General features: G+C 63.2%; 16 protein-coding genes. 2 read left to right on the top strand and 14 right to left on the bottom strand.

Annotated features, from left to right (window positions below; translation table 11 throughout):
• Positions 1-83: 83 nt before the first annotated feature.
• Together D1641_RS12065 and nrdG are read left to right on the top strand one after the other, a co-directional pair.
• Positions 84-602, top strand: coding sequence for a YcxB family protein (locus D1641_RS12065; protein ID WP_160666012.1), 519 nt, complete (start codon positions 84-86; stop codon positions 600-602).
• 4 nt (positions 603-606) lie between these two features.
• On the top strand, positions 607-1,128 hold the full coding sequence (gene nrdG, locus D1641_RS12060; RefSeq protein ID WP_160666010.1) for an anaerobic ribonucleoside-triphosphate reductase activating protein: 522 nt from the start codon (positions 607-609) through the stop codon (positions 1,126-1,128).
• A 74-nt stretch (positions 1,129-1,202) separates the two neighbouring features.
• Here the strand turns inward: nrdG and D1641_RS12055 are convergent, their stop codons facing one another.
• From D1641_RS12055 to D1641_RS11990, 14 genes are all read right to left on the bottom strand, one after another.
• Positions 1,203-1,787 (bottom strand): ATP-binding cassette domain-containing protein, encoded by a 585-nt coding sequence (locus tag D1641_RS12055; RefSeq protein WP_160666008.1) that lies wholly within the window; start codon positions 1,785-1,787, stop codon positions 1,203-1,205.
• Positions 1,784-2,476, bottom strand: a complete 693-nt coding sequence (locus tag D1641_RS12050; protein ID WP_347707430.1) for an ABC transporter permease subunit — start codon at positions 2,474-2,476, stop codon at positions 1,784-1,786. The genes D1641_RS12055 and D1641_RS12050 overlap by 4 nt, the downstream gene beginning before the upstream one ends.
• Before the next feature lie 124 nt (positions 2,477-2,600).
• Positions 2,601-3,677, bottom strand: a complete 1,077-nt coding sequence (locus D1641_RS12045; RefSeq protein WP_160666004.1) for an MqnA/MqnD/SBP family protein — start codon at positions 3,675-3,677, stop codon at positions 2,601-2,603.
• 118 nt (positions 3,678-3,795) lie between these two features.
• Entirely contained in the window at positions 3,796-4,440 is a 645-nt protein-coding gene (locus D1641_RS12040) for a Crp/Fnr family transcriptional regulator (RefSeq protein ID WP_160666002.1), read from the bottom strand.
• A gap of 187 nt (positions 4,441-4,627) precedes the next feature.
• Positions 4,628-6,004: a DUF2185 domain-containing protein gene (locus D1641_RS12035; RefSeq protein WP_160666000.1), complete on the bottom strand. Its 1,377-nt coding sequence runs from the start codon at positions 6,002-6,004 to the stop codon at positions 4,628-4,630.
• Between the two features lie 3 nt (positions 6,005-6,007).
• Positions 6,008-7,522: a tetratricopeptide repeat protein gene (locus D1641_RS12030; protein WP_160665998.1), complete on the bottom strand. Its 1,515-nt coding sequence runs from the start codon at positions 7,520-7,522 to the stop codon at positions 6,008-6,010.
• Positions 7,523-7,631: 109 nt separating this feature from the next.
• Positions 7,632-8,726 (bottom strand): DUF4261 domain-containing protein, encoded by a 1,095-nt coding sequence (locus tag D1641_RS12025; protein WP_160665996.1) that lies wholly within the window; start codon positions 8,724-8,726, stop codon positions 7,632-7,634.
• Positions 8,727-8,731: 5 nt separating this feature from the next.
• On the bottom strand, positions 8,732-10,000 hold the full coding sequence (locus tag D1641_RS12020) for a hypothetical protein (RefSeq protein ID WP_160665994.1): 1,269 nt from the start codon (positions 9,998-10,000) through the stop codon (positions 8,732-8,734).
• 92 nt (positions 10,001-10,092) lie between these two features.
• On the bottom strand, positions 10,093-10,650 hold the full coding sequence (locus tag D1641_RS12015; RefSeq protein WP_160665992.1) for a Fe-S-containing hydro-lyase: 558 nt from the start codon (positions 10,648-10,650) through the stop codon (positions 10,093-10,095).
• A 281-nt stretch (positions 10,651-10,931) separates the two neighbouring features.
• Entirely contained in the window at positions 10,932-11,582 is a 651-nt protein-coding gene (locus tag D1641_RS12010) for a hypothetical protein (protein ID WP_160665990.1), read from the bottom strand.
• Positions 11,583-11,683: 101 nt separating this feature from the next.
• Positions 11,684-12,523, bottom strand: a complete 840-nt coding sequence (locus D1641_RS12005; RefSeq protein WP_160665988.1) for a fumarate hydratase — start codon at positions 12,521-12,523, stop codon at positions 11,684-11,686.
• Positions 12,524-12,640: 117 nt separating this feature from the next.
• Positions 12,641-13,003, bottom strand: coding sequence for an Hpt domain-containing protein (locus tag D1641_RS12000; protein WP_160665986.1), 363 nt, complete (start codon positions 13,001-13,003; stop codon positions 12,641-12,643).
• Positions 13,000-14,538 carry an HD domain-containing phosphohydrolase gene (locus tag D1641_RS11995; RefSeq protein ID WP_243149371.1) on the bottom strand — a complete coding sequence of 513 codons (1,539 nt, stop codon included), beginning with the start codon at positions 14,536-14,538 and terminating at the stop codon, positions 13,000-13,002. The genes D1641_RS12000 and D1641_RS11995 overlap by 4 nt, the downstream gene beginning before the upstream one ends.
• Positions 14,535-17,096: a hybrid sensor histidine kinase/response regulator gene (locus D1641_RS11990; protein ID WP_160665984.1), complete on the bottom strand. Its 2,562-nt coding sequence runs from the start codon at positions 17,094-17,096 to the stop codon at positions 14,535-14,537. The genes D1641_RS11995 and D1641_RS11990 overlap by 4 nt, the downstream gene beginning before the upstream one ends.
• Positions 17,097-17,145: the final 49 nt, after the last annotated feature.

Genomic DNA, 17,145 nt, shown 5'->3' with positions numbered 1-17,145 from the left:
CTACAGCTTCAGCTTTGAGACGACAAAAGACACGGCTGGCTGCCGTGCCTTATACCGTAACTATATTGTAGGAGGTGTATAAAATGGACCAGTACCGCACCTCTGGAACACTGGATGAAGCCGCTATAAAGGAAACCGCGAAAATTTATGTCCCTTCCTGGTATCGCTGGCTGACCAGAGGCTTTTGTGTGCTCTGCTTTCTGCTGTTCCTTCTTTTCAGCCTTGTTGGAAAGAATGTTATATTTTCCTGTTTCTTCCTGTTCTTCATGGCGGTATTTGCCAGCTATCCCACCCTTCTGCGCCGCAAGTACTGGAAGCTGGCTGTCACCCGCCTGACCGAACAGACCGGAACTGCCTCCTTTCGGATGGAGAGCTTTTTTAATGTGGACGGTCTCGTCGTCCACAATCTGGAGACCGACGGCTCCGTCCTGCTTCGCTATGACGACATCGCTTTTCTGTCAGAGAGCAGGCACTGCTTTGCCCTTATGACCAGGGGCCAGCAGTTTACGCTGATTTTCAAGGACTGTCTGACTGACGAGCAGAAAAAGAACTTCATACATGATATAAAGCAGCGCTGTCCCAAACTCAAAGTCAGGAGATAGACCCATGAACTACGCCGATATTAAAAAGGTAGACGTGGCCAACGGCCCCGGGGTGCGGGTGTCGCTGTTTGTCTCTGGGTGTACCCACCGCTGCGAGGGGTGCTTCAACCCGGAGACCTGGGATTTTGCCTACGGCTCCCCCTTCGGGGCGGCGGAGGCGGAGAGAGTCCTCACCCTGCTCTCCCCGGACCACATCCGGGGGCTGTCCCTGCTGGGAGGCGAGCCCTTCGAGCCGGCCAACCAGGGGCCGGTGCTGGAGCTGGTGGAGCGGGTCCGGAGGGAGCTGCCCCAAAAGACCGTCTGGTGCTACTCCGGCTACCTCTTTGAGGAGCTGGCCGCCGGAAAGGTGGGGGAGCACAGCCGGGAGCTGCTGGAAAAGCTGGACGTGCTGGTGGATGGCCCCTTCGTCCTGGCGAGAAAGGACTTGGGGCTTCGGTTCCGGGGCTCCTCCAACCAGCGGATCATCGACGTGCCCGCCTCCCTCAAGGCGGGAGAGGTCCGGCTGGCGGAGGAATACATGCAATAAATAACGCCCATACCTCGACCTGTCATCGAGGTATGGGCGTTGTTTTTAAGCCTTCCCCCCTGCGTGGGGAAGGCTTACGGAGATATGCGGACCAGCGGCGGGCCGTCCAATTCTATAACGGCATCGGCGTGGGCGAGGATGTCCGGCTCGTGGCTGACCAGCAGGACGGGGGCAGGGAGGGCCCTCAGCCGCTCCAAAATCCGCAGGGCCCGGGGCAGGTCCACGCCGGCGAAGGGCTCATCCAGGAGATAGAGCTTCGCGTCCAGGGCCAGGCATCGGGCCAGGGCCAGCCGCCGGCCCATCCCTCCGGACAGCGCGGCGGGCATGGTTTTCCCCTCTCCCTCCAGCTCAGCCAGGGCCAGCAGGGCGGGGACCTCCCCCCAGCGCTCCCGGGGCAGCACGTCGGTGAGGTGCTGCTCCACCGTCCGCCAGGGGAGCAGGCGGTCGTCCTGAAAGAGGATGGCGGTCTCCCGAGGGGAGAGGTACACAGCCCCGCCACAGGGCCGCTCCAGCCCGGCCAGGACCCGGAGTAGGGTGGTCTTGCCGCACCCCGAGGGCCCGCTGAGGGCGGTGACCCCTCTGTCCGGGATTTGAAGGGAGAAGCGGTCCAGGACGGCCCTTTCTCCAAAAGAGACGGTCAGACCTTCGCACAAAATCACGCCGCCCACCCCCTTCCCCACCGGGCCAGAGCCAGGCGCAGCAGCCGCTCCAGAATCAGGCTGAGGGCCACTGTCACCGCCGTCCAGGCAAAGAGCTCCGGGATATCCAGGTAGTACTTGGTGTAGTAGATGCGCTGGCCCAGAGAGGGCTCCGGCAGGCACAGCACCTCGGCGGCCACCCCAGACTTCCAGGCCAGTCCGGCAGCAGTGGTGAGGGCGGTGAGGATGTATGGCCGCAGGGAGGGCAGATAAATCAAATTGACAATTTTGATCCGGGGGAACCGGCAGGCCCGACCCAGCTCCAGCAGTTTTTTGTCCACCGCCTGAATGCCCCGGGACAGATTATCCCACACCACAGGGACCACCATCATGGCGGCAATGACCGCCGGCACGTTGTTCCGGCCTGTCCACAGCAGCACCAGCAGGATAAAGGAGGCCACCGGGGCGGCCCGGACCACCCGGATGGCGGGGGAGAGCAGGCGGTCAGCCCACCGGGAGGCGCAGGTCAGTACGGCCAGCAGGGCGCCCAGACCCAGTCCGCAGACCAGCCCCAGGGCGATGCGGCCCAGAGAGGAGCAGACCGCCGCCCAGAACTCCCCTGTCCCCGCCAGGCCGGTCAGAACGCTCCAGACGGTGGCGGGGTAGGGCAGCAGCAGCTCGTTGCCCCTGCCCTCCAGACGCCGGTCCACCAAAAAGGCGCAGACCTGCCAGACCCCCAGCCAAAAGGCGGGGGCCGGCAGGGCGTACAGCAGATTTTTCCCTATTTGGGAACAGACCCCTCCCCTTTGGAGAGGAAGCCGCGAGGGAGAGATGTCAGGAGACCCCATAGTAGAAGGAGTCGTAGGGCAGGCCGCCGCCGATGGATTTGGGCTCGGCCTGGAAAAGAATCTCATAGTAGCTTTCCAGCATGTCCTTCATCTCCTGGCCGGTGACATAGGTGAGGGAGCACTGGGGGATGGCGGCTGCGGCCACCTTGGCGTTGGGGGCGATGCCGTATTCGGCGACCAGGGCGGAGGCGTCGGCGCTGTTGACGGGGTCGCTGATATAGTCGATGGACTTCTCGTAGGCGGACAGGAAGGCCTCCACCTGTTGGGGGTTCTCCTCAATATAGGCGGTGCGGGCCACCACGCAGCCCATGGGCAGGGGGGAGCCCTCCAGGTCCTCCCAGGCGTCGGACAGGGAGACCGCCTCCCGGACGGCGCTGTCCTGGACCATCAGAGCGGTGGCGGCGGGGACGGGGAGCATGCAGATGCCGGCGTCAGAGGAGGTCATCTTGGCGGTGATCTCCTGGGGGGTGAGCCACTCGATGCTCACGTCGTCGGGGTTTACGCCGTTCCCCTCCAGCAGGTGGTTCAGGATGTGCTCCGGGTTGGCCCCCTTGGTGTTGGAGGGGGCGTAGAGGGTCTTGCCCGCCAGGTCGGCCATGGAGTGGACGGTGTCCCCCTTCTCCAGGATGTAGAGCACCCCCAGAGTGTTGATGGCCAGCACCTGGATGCTCCCCTCGTTTTTCGCGGACAGCATCGCGGCGGCGTTGGTGGCGATGGCGGCGATGTCCACATCCTTGTTGTTCAGCGCGGCCTGGACCTGGGCGTTGTCGGTGACCACCTCCACCGTGGCGGCGGGTGTGCCGGCGTCCCCGTCGGCCATCAGCTTGGCCGCCCCCACACCTGTGGGACCGGAGAGAACCATAAGCCTGGGTACAGGACCGTTTCCGGCGCTGGTATCCCCGGAGGCGTCGCCAGAGCCGTCCGGCTGGCTGGAGCTGGTAGAGCCGGGCTGTACGGATGTGGGCGCGGAGGAACCGGAGTCCACGGGCTCCTTGGGCCCGCAGCCCGCCAGCAGAGACAGGGCCAGGGCGGCGGTGAGGAACACAGAGAGGGTGCGTTTCATAAAAATCTTCCTTTCCTTGGCTGTAGGGGGCGGCCTCTGTGCCGCCCCGTCAATAAAGAATGGGGCTGCGGGGCGGCGCAGAGGCCGCCCCCTACGGGCAAGTCTGGTCACAGGCCATTCACAGCACCATTTCCAGGTCTGTGGGGTCGGCGATTGTGATGGTCTTGCCCTTCCGGGTGATGAGTCCGCTGTCCTCCAGGGCGGCGAAGGCCCGGTAGAGGGAGGCCCGGCTCACTCCCAGCCGCTGGCACAGCTGGGTGGCGGGACAGGTGAGCTCCCCGGCGCCTCCGGCCAGCAGGTAGCGGGCCAGCTTGCCCTCCACCCCCGGCTGGGCCAGAGCCTGCAACCGCCCGGAGAGAAACCGGACCCGCCCGGTGAGGTAACGCAGATAGTTTTCCCGAATCAGGCCCTGTTCAGCCAGCAAACGGTCCACCAGATCGTGCTCCAGCATCAGGCACCGGCTGGGGCCCATTGCGGTGATGGTGGCGGCGAACTCCGGCTCGTCGCTGTACAGCGCCGCAGCCCCGAACAGCTCCCCCGGCCTGAGCACGCTGACCGCCAGCGTCCCCTTGGTCACCTGGAGCCGGCCCGACAGCACCACCCCGAGACAGCGGCGGAAGTGCTGGGGATTGTAGACCACCTGTCCGGCCTCGAAGCGGGCCTGGCCCGCCTCCCGGGTCAGGCGGCGCAGCAGCTCCCTGTCCACCCCCTGAAACAGGGGACAGGCGGACAGCAGAGCGAGCTCTTCCTCTGTGAGGGGCAAGAGCGCCACCTCCAAACTGTCTTATTTGAGACGTTTTGGATTATACAGGAGAGGGAAGAAAATGTCAACCCCGGCAGTCAAAAAACTGCCGGGGTTGTACGGTCTGTATGCAGGAGCGCACATTGTGTGCCCGTTTTTACGAACCCGGCCGGTTGAAGGCGGCCGGACAGAATCCGCCCCTGCGGGGTTATTCCCCCTCGTACAGCTCCGGACGGAACACCCCGTCCTCACCCCGGCTCCAGGCGGTGCCGGGCTCGGAGTCCAGCAGGGGGATGATGTCCGGGTCGTAGTTGCAGATGGTGTTCAGGGCGTAGACCCCCGACCTGTCAGAGTCGTCCATATAGCCGTCGCTCTCGTCCCCGGCGGTGAAGCGCCAGCCGCTGTCCCAGGCCTCGTCGCCGGAGTCGGGCTCCTCCCGCCAGCAGTAGCCCACAGGGGCCCCGTCCACCACAATCCGGTCAGTGGCGATGCAGCCCTGGGGACCCTCCCCCTCATAGACCTGCTTCAGCGCCTCCCGGGGGATGGCGAACTGCTTTTGGGGCAGGTCGCCGCATACGCTGCCGCGGCCGATGTCCACCACTGCCAGCTGCTCCGGGGTGAAGCGCTCCAGCAGCTCCTGTGCGCTGTGATAGAGCTTGAACTGCATCTCCTCAAAGGTGAGGGGGATCATCTGATAGAAGTTGACCTCGTCCCCGCCGGGCAGAGGGCAGCACACCGCCTCCTCATCGAAGCCCTGGGGCCCGGTGAGCATCAGACCGCACAGCCTGGTGTTGCCGGCAAATGGGGCGTCGTCCGGATTGGCGATGGTGTGGCCCCAGCCCAGCCAGCCCTCCTCCTGGATGGGCAGCCGGGCCAGGATTTTCAGCCAGCGGATGGGCCAGTACCACTCCTCTCCCGACTCGGTCACTTTCCAGTCAGGGGGCAGGGTGACGATGATCTCCGCCCGCTCCAGCTTCTTTTCGGCCAGCTCCTCGGGCACGTTCATCCGGTGGGCCCCCATGCCGAAGGTGGACAGGACATAGTAATTCCGCTCAGGGGTGGGGCTCATGATGTAGATGTCCACATGGATATCGGGGGACACGATCTCGTGGAACACGTTGTCGCAGTGGCCGAAGTATTTCTCCAGATGGGCCTCCACCGCGTCCCAGTCCTCCTGCTCATACATCTCCGGGTTGCACTCCCTGGCAGCGATGTACTTCTCGCACTCCTTGATGAAATATTCCGCGTCTCTGTCCTCCGGGTCCAGCTCCAGGGCCCGCTTGAAGCGGGACAGGGCCTCCTTCTCCCGGTCCTGATAGAACAGGGAGTAGCCCAGGCGATAATGCCACAGAGGGTCCTCCGCCCCCTCCGGCTCCACCGAATACAGCAGCTCCTCCGCCTTTTTCAGCAGCGCCTGACAGTCCTCCTTGTCCGGGTCGGCGATGTTGTTGTAGGCCCGGGCCAGCTGGCAGGTGAGGGTGTAGTCCAGGGCCTGGGTGTTGGAGAGGGTCTCCAGGCAGTCAATGATCTCCTGATAGCTTTCCTCCTGGTTCCACTTGTCCAGAAGGGACAATAAGTCGTCCACCAGTTATTCCTCCTTATCCTGCTTTAATCCGATGCCGCTCACGTTGAAGCGGAAGGTGTGGAAGGCTGCCCACTGCACCGGTGCTCCCGCAAAGACCTCCACGGCGGCGTCCAGCAGCACCCTTAAATCCCAGGCGATAAAGTCCAGGTAGCCCAATTCGGTGCCGGTGGCCCCACCGATGAAGGTGACAATCCCCTCGCCGCACCGGGCTGTGATGGCCTGCTCCAGCTGGTCCCGCAGGTCCAGAATGTCCTTTTTGTCGATTCCGTCCAGGGGGTAGTAGAAAAAGCCGGGGACCACTCCGTCCCGGTGAAGGCGGTCTATATAGTAGTCGTCCCCCTGGAGATAGCCCTTGAGCAGGGGCACGCAGCAGGTCACCCCCACATACACGTCGGCCCGCAGAGGCCAGTCCTCCTTCTCGGAGGGCTTGCCCTCATAGGCGGTGTACCGCTCTCCGGCCAGCTCCGGGTCGTTGGCCCGGGGCCATCCCTCCGGGTCCACCTCCGTGGCCACAAAATCCGCCAGCCGGTCCAGGGTGATGCCCTCCCCCTCCACCGGGGCGTCCAGAATGTCCAGATAGTCCACATACCGCATGGCGGCCAGCTCCCCCAGGGCCTGGTCCAGCAGGATGTAGATGATGTTGTAAACCTGGTTCTGGTCCTCCCGCCACAGGGGGGCCAGCTTTTCGCAGTACAGCCGCAGGCCCAGGCCGTTGTCCGGAGTCTTCTCCGCCCACACCTGCACGTCCTCGGGGGTGATGTCCTGGCCGTTCATCCGCAGGCCGAAGCCGCTGCTCCGGGTGCGGCCCACCAGGATATTCCACTTGTCCAGCAGTTCTTTGGGGACGCGCTTCTGGAAGTAGGCCAGCTGGAACAGCCGGGTTCGGTCCCCCTCGGGGACCAGGATCAGCTCGTATTTCTCCCCGTTGTGGCCCAGCTCAAAGGCCACGTCGGCGAAGGCGGGGGAGAGCAGCTCGGTACACCGCGCCACCAGTTTTTCACCCACCGCTTCCCGGTCCTCCTGATCCATCAGGGCCCGCAGCTCCTTCTCCCCTTCCAGGAAGGCGCTCCAGCCCTCCTCCGCCCGCCCCCGGAAGGGCTTCATATTCAGGGGCAGGGCCAGGTTCCGGTTACAGCGGTCGATCATCTCCAGGGTGTCCTCGTCCCCGGGGCGGGCCTCCAGGGCCTTTTCGAAGTAAGGCAGGGCCTGGCTCTCCTGGCCCAGGTAGAAGTGGGCGTAGGCAACCCGGAAGTTCCAGGTGTGGGCCACGTCCGGGTCCTGTTTTGCCGCCTCCTCCAGCTGGTCCTCCAGGGGCAGCAGCAGCTCCAGCGCCCGCTGGTACAGAGGCCGGTCCTCCGGCGGCATCAGGTCCATAGCCAGGTTGTTATAGGCCCGGGCCAGGGCGCTGGTCAGAGTGAAATCCCACTTCTCCCGGGGGAGGGCCTCGACGGCGTCGATAATCTCCTGGTATTTGTCCTCCTCGTTCCACTGCTCCAGCTGGTTCAAAAAGTCGTTCATGTTGCAGATCCTTTCTTTGCTGATGTAAGGCGCGACGACCTCGGCGCGCCGGGATGTATCTTGAAGCGGCGTGCCCAGTGGTCACGCCCTACACACAGACCCTATTCTATCAGAACCCGATTTTCAGGGACATCCCCTCCACGTTGACCCCCTCGGAGCGGGTGATGTGGAGCTTCTGCTCGGCGGTGTAGCCCAGGGTCTCCCCGTCCTGGAGGGTGACATCCCCCTCGATCAGGTAGCCGGAGACGTTCAGCAGCAGCTCATGGACATCCTGGGGGGACTGTTGGCTGTCCCGAATCTCCAGCTCGTCTTTGCCGAAGGCCCGCAGGCCGTTGGTCCAGCCGCAGACCCCTTTTTCGTATCGGACCAGCCCTACAAACACCAGGTCCAGCAGGGGAAGGTGGCCCTCCTTCAGATCCTCTGACACCTGGATGAAGTAGTCGGGAAGCCAGACGGTGCCGTTAGTATACACCCCCAAAGCGTTGGGAGCCTTGAGGAGGGTGGACACCAGCTTCACATACAGCTCCCCCCGTTCTCTGGGCGGGTGCTCCTTGTCCACCACCGCGATCATCACGTGGGCCGTGTGGTTCCGGGCGGCGGCAAGGGCGTTTTCCCTGTCCATAAAATTGCTGTTGGCCCAGTACTCCGCCTCGCCGTCGGGGACGGGGGCCTCCATCAGGGAGGCGGCTGCCGTCATGCCGTCCACATCAAAGACCGCCACGGTTTTCCCGTCGTTGGAGGCGGCCTGTTCCCCGTCGTCGGGCGGGTAGTCGATGCCCCAGTCCGCTTTCAGCTGGGCCTTGAAGGCCTCCAGGTCCCACTCCGGGGTGGACAGCAGCACAAAGCCGGCAAAGGGTCCGGCAGAGCTCTGGCGCTCCGCCTCCTCCTTGGCCCGGTCCATCCAGTACTGACGGATCATCTCCACCATGGCCTCGCACTTCTCCCGGGCATTGGCGGGGTCGTAGGGCTCCATCTGGCTGAAGGTGTGGCCGCAGGTCTCCAGGGTCTCCCCGTCCTCAAAGCCGCACACCCCCACCAGCCACTTGCCCAGCAGGGATTTTTTGTATTTCAGGATGTAGTAATGGCAGTCGTGGAGGTCGAACTCCCCCGCGACCTCGATCTTGGCCGGGGCCTTGCCCAACTCCTGGGGGTGGACGAGCCACTCCGTCATGGCGGACACCGCCGCCTGGCTCTGATTGGTCATGACGATCACTCCTTCTGTGTTTGTACCGTCTCTCTGCGGGCGGTGTTGGTCACTATGGAAATGCCTCCGATGGTCTGGGCGATCTGCCCCAGGCCCTCGGGGCCGGTGCAGGCGGCGGTGAGCAGGTACAGGGCGGGGCCGGCGATGACCTCGCACACCGCCTGATAGAGGGGTTCACCGTCCTCCCGGACCTCCCGCCAGCCCCAGCGCAGGGCGCCCCCCTTCAGCTCCCGGCCCTCCACGCCGTTCAGCCTGTCCAGATTGTCGGTGAACCGGGCCTCCCCCTCCCGAACCCGGTAGCCGGTGACCCGCCAGACAGGGCTGTCGGAGGAGGCGTCGCTCCACAGGTGGGCGCCGCCGTTCTCCCAGGCCTCCCACTGGTAGAGGCAGCTGCCGGGGAGGGTGAGGCGCAGAGCGCCCAAGGCGTGGGTAATCATGCCCTTGCGGTAGCCGGGGGAGAACTCCTCCTTCAGGTCCGGGCCGGCCGGCAGGGCGGGTTCACGCTCCGCCAGGGCGCAGACCTCCTCATAGGCCCCTCGGGGCAGGGGGAGGGCGGGGTCCAGCTTGGCGGAGCGCTCCAGGTCGTCCAGAATGGAGCCGTTGACGGCGGCGTCCTCAATGCTGCGGCATGAGGGGGCGAAGCAGCACCTCTCCCACAGGGCGTTGATAGCCCGGTTGCGGTAGAACCGGGCGTCCTGGGTCCGGCCGTTCCACAGGAAAAACCGCCCGGCCAGGGGCTCAATGCCCCCCTGGTCCACCATGCTGACCAGCTCAGACAGGCGGAAGCGGCCCATGGGGGTGACCACCGTGTCGGGGATGTCCTCGGGGGCGTACTGCTCCAGGTCCCAGCACAGGCTCATGCCCAGCACCCCCTTGCCGCTCTCCTGGCGGCACACGTCCACCAGAGTCCGCAGCCAGGGGTAGAAGTGCTCCTCCTTCATGCGCTGAAAGTTCCGGTGGCGGAAGAACCCTGTCTCGTCCTCCACTGCCAGCGCTCGAATGGGCAGGCTGTCCAGCAGCTCCACCGCCGCCCGGTGCAGTCCGGCCCCGGCGGGGGTGGACACGCAGCCGCCCCGCACCTGCCACGGGCCCGATTCTCCGCCCTCGGGCCGCCAGAGGACGGTCAGCTCGCCCCCCAGCGGGCACATCACCACCTTGAGACCGCTCTCCCCGGCACTCAGACGGTAGTTCCGCTCCTCGGCCAGGACCTCCGCGGCCTCCAGCAGCGCCTGGGGGCCGTCAATTTTTCCGGTGAATCTTAACCCGATACTCATGCCGTTTTCCCTCCTCTGTGTGTTCTTTCCTTTTTTGAAAAAAGGAAAGAACCAAAGGAAAAAACTTTGGGAAAAACTTCGTTTTTCCTCTTTTATGACTGGCTGGCCAGCCAGGCCGCCGGGCCGCTCTCATAGAGGTCGCCTCCGTGGGCGTCCAGAACGACGGTGAGGGGCATGTCGGCCACCTCCAGCCTCCGCACCGCCTCACAGCCCAGATCCTCCCAGCAGATGACCTCCAGCTCCTTCACGCTGGCTGCCATCAGAGCCCCCGCGCCCCCTAACGCGGCCAGATAGACCGCGCCGTTGCGGACCACGGCCTCCTTGACCGCCTGATTCCGGGCCCCTTTTCCGATCATCACCGCCTGACCCAGGTCCAGCAGCCGGGGGGAGCAGGCGTCCATCCGGCCGCTGGTGGTGGGGCCGGCGGAGCCAATGATCTCTCCCGGACGCTCCGGGGTGGGGCCCACGTAGTACAGCGCCGAGCCCTCTACCGGAAAGGGCAGGGCCTCCCCCCGGTCCAGCAGCTCCATCATCCGCTTGTGGGCGGCGTCCCGGGCGGTGTACACCGCCCCGGACAACAGTACCGTGTCCCCCGCCTTCAGGGGGGCCAGATCCTCCCGGGTGACGGGAGTGGTCAGCTTGTATTGCATAAAAATCCCTCCGTTATACGGGTGTAGGGCGCGACGACCCGGCGCGCCGTCTCGGACTCTTGCAGAGACCTGTGAGAACGGGCCGCCGAGGTCGTCGGCCCCTACGAAAACAGGCCCTCAAAAATTGCGAAGGTCTCCTCGCTCATCCCGGATGACGGGAGTGGTCAGCTTATATTGCATAAAAATCCCTCCGTTATACGGGTGTAGGGCGCGACGACCCGGCGCGCCGTCTTGGGCTCTTGCAGAGACCTGTGAGAACGGGCCGCCGAGGTCGTCGGCCCCTACGAAAACAGGGCCTCAAAAATCGCGAAGGTCTCCTCGCTCATCCGCCGGGTGGCGGTGAGGCTGCTGGACAGCACACTGCCGTTGGGTGTAAACTTCAATGGCTTCTCCTTGCTTTTTGGGTAGCCGAAGCGCAGGTCGGGCAGCACCTCGTCGGGGAGCTGCCGGGGCTCAATAGAGGAGCCCTCCTCCCCCCACACCGCCCACTGGGAGCAGCAATTGAAGGGGTTCTGGTGCTCCAGATGGGGCTTCTCTATCTGCTCCGACAGGGGGATGACAGTAAGACCCTCGGGCACCGCCTCCCGGCAGTTGTAGCTTTTGCAGTCCCAGGAGGAGAAGAATGTACCTCCTTGGGCATATCGCATTTCCATCACAACCCCCTTCGGGGGTAACGCACTGTGATGGGTTCCCAGCTCCCGCATGGTGTAGTCAAAGGCGGCCTCCCGGCGGTTAACTGGCAGGCGGGCCACTGCGTACAGGTGCTTTTGCATGTAGGTGACCACAAACACCACATCTCCCACCTTAATGGATGCGATGGTGGGCATCCGGGCATGGATACTGCCGTAAATCACCTTGATGGGGCCGGTGTCCCCCGCCTTTTTGACCTGTTTCCATCGGTCCTGGGGCCAGCAGACCATATATCCAGCCATCTCTGTCTCCTCCTGCTCGAAACGTGGAAGCAAAACGAAGTTTTGCGCCTGAAGTTTTCTTTTCGGTTCCTTTTCTTTTTCAAAAGAAAAGGAACAAACCCTCACAGCACCTCCGTGGCCCTCCGGGTGACGTGACAGCTCACGTTCACCGCCACGGGCAGGCCGGCCACGTGGGTGGGGGCGGTCTCGACAGCCAGCCCCAGGCAGGTGGTCCTGCCGCCGAAGCCCTGGGGACCGATGCCCAGGGCGTTGATCTCGTCCAGCAGCTCGTCCTCCAGCTTCTCATAGAAGGGGTCTGGGTTGGGCTCGTCCAGGGGGCGGAGCAGGGCGTGCTTGGCCAGGGCGGCCACCTTGTCGAAGGAGCCGCCGATGCCGATGCCCAGCACCACCGGCGGACAGGGGTTGGGCCCGGCCAGCCGGACGGTCTCCACCACGAACCGCTTCACGCCCTCCACTCCGTCGGCGGGTTTGAGCATGGCGAGGCGGCTCATATTCTCCGACCCGAAGCCCTTGGGAACCACAGTAATGGCGCACTGGTCCCCGGGGACAATCCGTACCGTAATAGAGGCCGGGGTGTTGTCCTCCGTGTTGACCCGGCGCAGGGGGTCGGCTACGATGGACTTGCGCAGATAGCCCTCCCCGTAGCCCCGGCGGACCCCCTCGTGGACAGCTTCCTCAAAATTGCCCTGGATGTGGACCTCCTGGCCCAGCTCCACAAAGACGCAGGCCATGCCCGTGTCCTGACAGATGGGCAGCTTCCTCTCCCAGGCCCGGTCCTGGTTCCGCCGGAGCAGCTCCAGCGTCTCCTGAGCCAGGGGCCAGGGCTCGGTGTGGCAGGCCCATTCCAGGGCCCGGTCCACGTCCTCGGGCAGAAGGGTGTTGGCCCGGATACACAGCCGGGCAACAGCGTCGGTAATCGCGGCGGCGGAAAGGGTCCTCATGGCGGGACCTCCTTTTCGAAATCGTTCGGCCTTATTTTACCACACACTTTCCCCTATTTCAACAAAAAAGAGAGCCCGTCCTCCAAAGAGGACGAGCTTTTACACAATATTTTTCGATTACGTCTCCTGCTCGGACTGAAAGGTCCGGATGGCGCCGGCGGTCTGGAGATAGTCCGCCTCCAGCTTAGGGAACAGCTGGACGGCCTGGTCATACTCCTTAGTACGCAGGGCCTCGGTAATTTCATGGCTGGACTGGTAGAGCTTGGTAAAGCTCAGATTCTGGGTAACTCCCTTCAGGGTGTGGGCGGCGCGGAAGGCCTCCTCATAGTCTCCGGCCTTCAGGGTGCTCTCCAGCAGCTGGTAGGACTGGTCCGCCAGGAACTTGACCACAAATTTTTTCACCAGCGCCTCGCTGTAAAGCCGGCCCAGCACCTCCGTATAGCTACCCTCCAGGGCGGCGTAGCATTCTTGAATAGTCAAAGAGCTTCCTCCTTTTTCTCCAGCGGCGTAATCTTCCCGATAGCGCCGACGTATTGTGGCGTTTCGTCTATGGACCACATAGCCTGGCTGATGATGTGGACCGGCTGGCTGTGTCCGTCCAGCCGGACGCTGCAGTTATACTCCACCACGGGGGCCTCGGGGGTGGTGGAGTGCAGCAGCTTCGCCAGCTCAAGCAGCTGCTCTTGGCCGATCACCTCCAGCAGCTTCTCGTTGTGGTAGGGGTCCAGGGTGCTCTCCGCCACCTCCAGCCGCTTCGCCCCAGAGGGGGAGAGGGTGAGCATGGACGGGCTGGCTATGTACTCAAAGAGGACGGCCTGGGCCACCGTGATAAAGAAGCGGTATTTGGCCCGCTCGTGCTCCAGCATGCGCAGGGTCCGGTCGGTGGCGGACATCTCCTCGTACTGGCCCACCTCAGCCGCGGTGTTTTCCATGATCCGCTGGTCGCCCTTGGTAACGGTGTCCACCGCCATCTCCTGTTGTATCAGGTCGCTGCTCTCCACCAGGCACTCCAGCAGCAGGGGCTGGAAGATGCCGCACTCGCCGTTGAGAATCATGGACATCGCCTTCTCGTGGGGGTGAGCGGGCTTATACACCCGCTCGCTGGTCAGGGCGTCGTATACGTCGGCCAGGGAGACCACCTGGGCGGAGATGGGAATCTCCTCCCCCTTCAGGCCGTCCGGATAGCCCCGGCCGTCGTAGCGCTCGTGGTGCCAGCGGCAGATCTCATAGGCGTATTTCACCAGCGGCTCCTCCTGGAAGGGGACCTCCTTCATCATATCTGCGCCCATCTGGGAGTGGCTCTTCATCACGGCGAACTCCTCCGGGGTGAATTTTCCCGGCTTGTTGAGAATCTCGCTGGGGATGCAGATCTTGCCCACGTCGTGGAGGGTGGAGGCGTTGCTGATAAGGTTGATGGTCTCCCGGTCCAGATTGTATTTGTCGGTTTTGCGCATCAGGCTTTTGAGCAGAATCTCCGTCATGGTCTGGATGTGCAGGACATGCAGGCCGCTCTCCTCGTTGCGGAACTCCACAATGTGGCTGAGGATGGAGATCATCAGGTTGTTGATCTTCTCCTTCTGATAGATCTGCTCGTTGACCATAGCGGTGAGGCGGCGCTGCTTGGCGTAGAGCATGATGGTGTTGATGACACGGCGGCGGACCACCATCATGTCGAAGGGCCGGCTGATGTAGTCGGTCACCCCCATGTCGTAGGCCCGCTCGATAAAGGTGTGGGTGCTTTCCGCCGAGATCATGATGACGGGCACGCTGTCGATCCAGCCGTACTTGTTCATGGCGGACAGCACGCCGAAGCCGTCCATGTTGGGCATAACGATATCAAGCAGTACCAGGGAAAGCTCCTGCTCCATCTGCTGGAGAATGGCCACCGCCTGAAGGCCGTCCTCCGCTTCGACGATTTCATAGGATTCCTCCAGCATAGAGCGAAGGATCGAGCGGTTCATCTCCGAATCGTCAGCGACCAGAATGGTATGCCGCTGATTGTTCTTTGGGGTCAAGAGGGTTCACTCCTTTTTGTCGGTATTTCGTCTCGGGCGGGGGCCCGTTTGGACATCAGCTTGGTCAGGGTGGCGCAGAGCTGCTCGATGTTGATGGGCTTGGCCAGATGGGCGTCCATGCCGGCCTGGGCGGTGCGGCTGATATCCTCCGCGAAGGCGTTGGCAGTCAGCGCGATGATGGGGGTGCTCCGGGCGTCCGGGCGGTCCAGGCTCCGGATGGCCTCGGTGGCCTGACAGCCGTCCATCTCCGGCATCTGCATATCCATCAATACAGCATCGAAGAAGAAGGGCTTTTCCCGCTGGAAGGCCTCCACCGCCTCCCGCCCGTTCTCTGCCGGGACCACCTGGGCGCCCCGCATCTGGAGCAGCTCGGTGGCGATCTCCATATTCAGGAAGTTGTCCTCGGCCAGCAGGATTCTCCGGCCCTCCAGCTGGACCTGCTCCGCGGGCTCCTCCAGGACAGGCTGGGGCTCCTCGCCCACATCGAAGGGCAGGGTGACGGAAAAGACGGTGCCCTGGCCCAGCGTGCTGTTCACCGTGATCTGGCCGCCCATACGGGCCACCAGATTCTTGACAATGGGCATCCCCAGGCCGGTGCCCATCACCGCCTTGGCGCCGAAGCGCACCTCTCGCTCATAGGGGTCGAAGAGCTTGGGCAGAAACTCCTGAGACATGCCCGCGCCAGTATCTGAGACAATGAAGAGATAGTTGTTGCGCCTGCCCTCATCCATCTGCCGCAGAGACAGTGCCACCCGGTCTCCCCGCTTGGTGAACTTCATGGCGTTGGATACCAGATTGTTGATAATCTGTCCCAGCCGGGCGGGGTCGCCCTTGATGATAGCGTCCTTGATGTCGATGGTCAGCTGGAAATCCTTTCCGCCGGTCTGGGCCTGAGTCTGGAAGGGGGAGGCCCAGGTCTCCATGGCCTCCCGCAGGTTAAAGGACTTGATCTCCATGGACACATGGCCCTGCTCCAGGCGGGAGATCTCCAGAAGGTCATTAATCAGGGCCAGCAGCTGCTGACTGGAGGCGCCGATCTTGTTCAGATAGTCCTGAATCTTTTCCGGCGGGCAGCCCGTCTGAAGTGCCAGATTGGTCATGCCGATGATAATGTTCAGCGGCGTGCGCATGTCGTGGCTCATGATGGAGAAGAACTGCTTCTGAGACTTCTCGCTCTGCTCCGCGGCGGACAGCGCGCCCTTCAACAGGCGGACCTGCTGTTGCTGCTCCTCCTTCTCCGCCTCCACATCCCGGAAGCAGAGCACCACCTCATCGGGCATCTGCTCGGCGTCGGTGAGCAGGCGCACGCTGATCCAGCGCTGATTGTCCTCAAACTGGCGCAGGAACTCGCCGCCGAAGTCCCCAACCTTCTGATCCACCAGAGACCGGATATTTTCCAGAGAGAAGCTCTGGGCGAACTCCGTCCCGGTCCACTCGTCCAGGCTGGAGACGATGGCCTGCATCAGCTCGTTATAGTCGCCCTGCTGGCCTGACAGCGACTCTTTGATAAAGTCGGAGCCCTTGGTCATCTCATAGGTGCCGTTTACCACATTGACCCGGTAGAGGGCATAGTACATATTACCCAATACCTGAACGGTCTCGGCGGTGCGCTGGGCCGCCCGGCTCAGCTTGCGGTCACGCAGCCACATGCCGAAGGCCGCCAGCAGCAGCAGCCCCAGGCCCAGGCCGTACCAGATCAGGATGTCCTGCACACCCTGGAGCAGGGTGTCATAGGGGACGGTGAGGATGCAGAGCCAGCCGTTCATGGCCCGCTGATAGTAAAGCCCCCGCTTCAGGCCCTGCATACCGATGATTTCGTTGTGCTTCCCGTCCAGCTCTCCCAGATTGATCCGGTCGAACAGGTCTTTGGTATAGACCTGGAGCTCCTCCTCGGTGGCCTGGAAGGGGATGTTGTAGTACAGCAGGGTGCCCTGGCTGTCCATAACGTAGTAGGCGCCCCCCTCGGGCAGGTCCTGAACGGTGTGTGCGGCACGGAAGTGGGCCACCGGCACGTCAAAGGCGACAGCGTTGTCGCTCCCGGCGGCGGAAATTGCTATCGTGACCACCAGCTGGCCGCCGTAGGCGCCGCTGGCGTAGGCGTCGGTAAAGATGACCCGGCCCTCCGCCTCCAGGGCCAGCTGATACCAGGGCTGGTCCTGATAGGCGCTGTGCTCATCCCGAAGCCCGCTGGCGGAGACGAGCTGCCCGTTCAGCACCCCGTAAATATCCAGGCTGCTGGAGTGGAGCACGGCGGAGCTCTTTTCAAAATAGTTCGCCAGCCACTGCCGGAAGGTGTCGGCGTCAACGCCCTCCCGGTCCATATCCTCCAGATAATACATAGCCATGGTGAGAATACGGTCGTACTCGCTGAGCTGGCTGTCCTCATCGTTGGAATAGCTGGTTACCAGGTTAGAGCCCAGAGTTCGGGCGTTGTCCAGCAGGAGCTGCTGGCTGTTGGCCAGTCCAACACCCGCCACCACCACCAAGATCAATATAAGCCAGAGAAGCTGCCAGTTTCCCCAGACTCCTGAACGTAAGAAGCTTTTGTTGTGCCGCATTATAGTTCACTCCTGCCCTGTCCGGCAGGGCTCTGTCGTATAAAATCAC

Origin of the sequence: Colidextribacter sp. OB.20 (assembly GCF_009911595.1) — a bacterium.
Classification (GTDB): domain Bacteria; phylum Bacillota; class Clostridia; order Oscillospirales; family Oscillospiraceae; genus Lawsonibacter.
The sequence above is the reverse complement of the archived record's forward strand: the minus strand, read 5'-3'. Positions and strand labels throughout refer to the sequence as shown.

Bases quoted from the DNA above. Each gene is read 5' to 3' on its own strand.
- D1641_RS12005 (WP_160665988.1), bottom strand. From the start codon at position 12,523: ATGAGGACCCTTTCCGCCGCCGCGATTACCGACGCTGTTGCCCGGCTG.
- D1641_RS12030 (WP_160665998.1), bottom strand. From the start codon at position 7,522: ATGAACGACTTTTTGAACCAGCTGGAGCAGTGGAACGAGGAGGACAAA.
- D1641_RS12025 (WP_160665996.1), bottom strand. From the start codon at position 8,726: ATGACCAATCAGAGCCAGGCGGCGGTGTCCGCCATGACGGAGTGGCTC.
- D1641_RS12045 (WP_160666004.1), bottom strand. From the start codon at position 3,677: ATGAAACGCACCCTCTCTGTGTTCCTCACCGCCGCCCTGGCCCTGTCT.
- D1641_RS12020 (WP_160665994.1), bottom strand. From the start codon at position 10,000: ATGAGTATCGGGTTAAGATTCACCGGAAAAATTGACGGCCCCCAGGCG.
- D1641_RS12015 (WP_160665992.1), bottom strand. From the start codon at position 10,650: ATGCAATACAAGCTGACCACTCCCGTCACCCGGGAGGATCTGGCCCCC.
- nrdG (WP_160666010.1), top strand. From the start codon at position 607: ATGAACTACGCCGATATTAAAAAGGTAGACGTGGCCAACGGCCCCGGG.
- D1641_RS11990 (WP_160665984.1), bottom strand. From the start codon at position 17,096: ATGCGGCACAACAAAAGCTTCTTACGTTCAGGAGTCTGGGGAAACTGG.
- D1641_RS12065 (WP_160666012.1), top strand. From the start codon at position 84: ATGGACCAGTACCGCACCTCTGGAACACTGGATGAAGCCGCTATAAAG.
- D1641_RS12010 (WP_160665990.1), bottom strand. From the start codon at position 11,582: ATGGCTGGATATATGGTCTGCTGGCCCCAGGACCGATGGAAACAGGTC.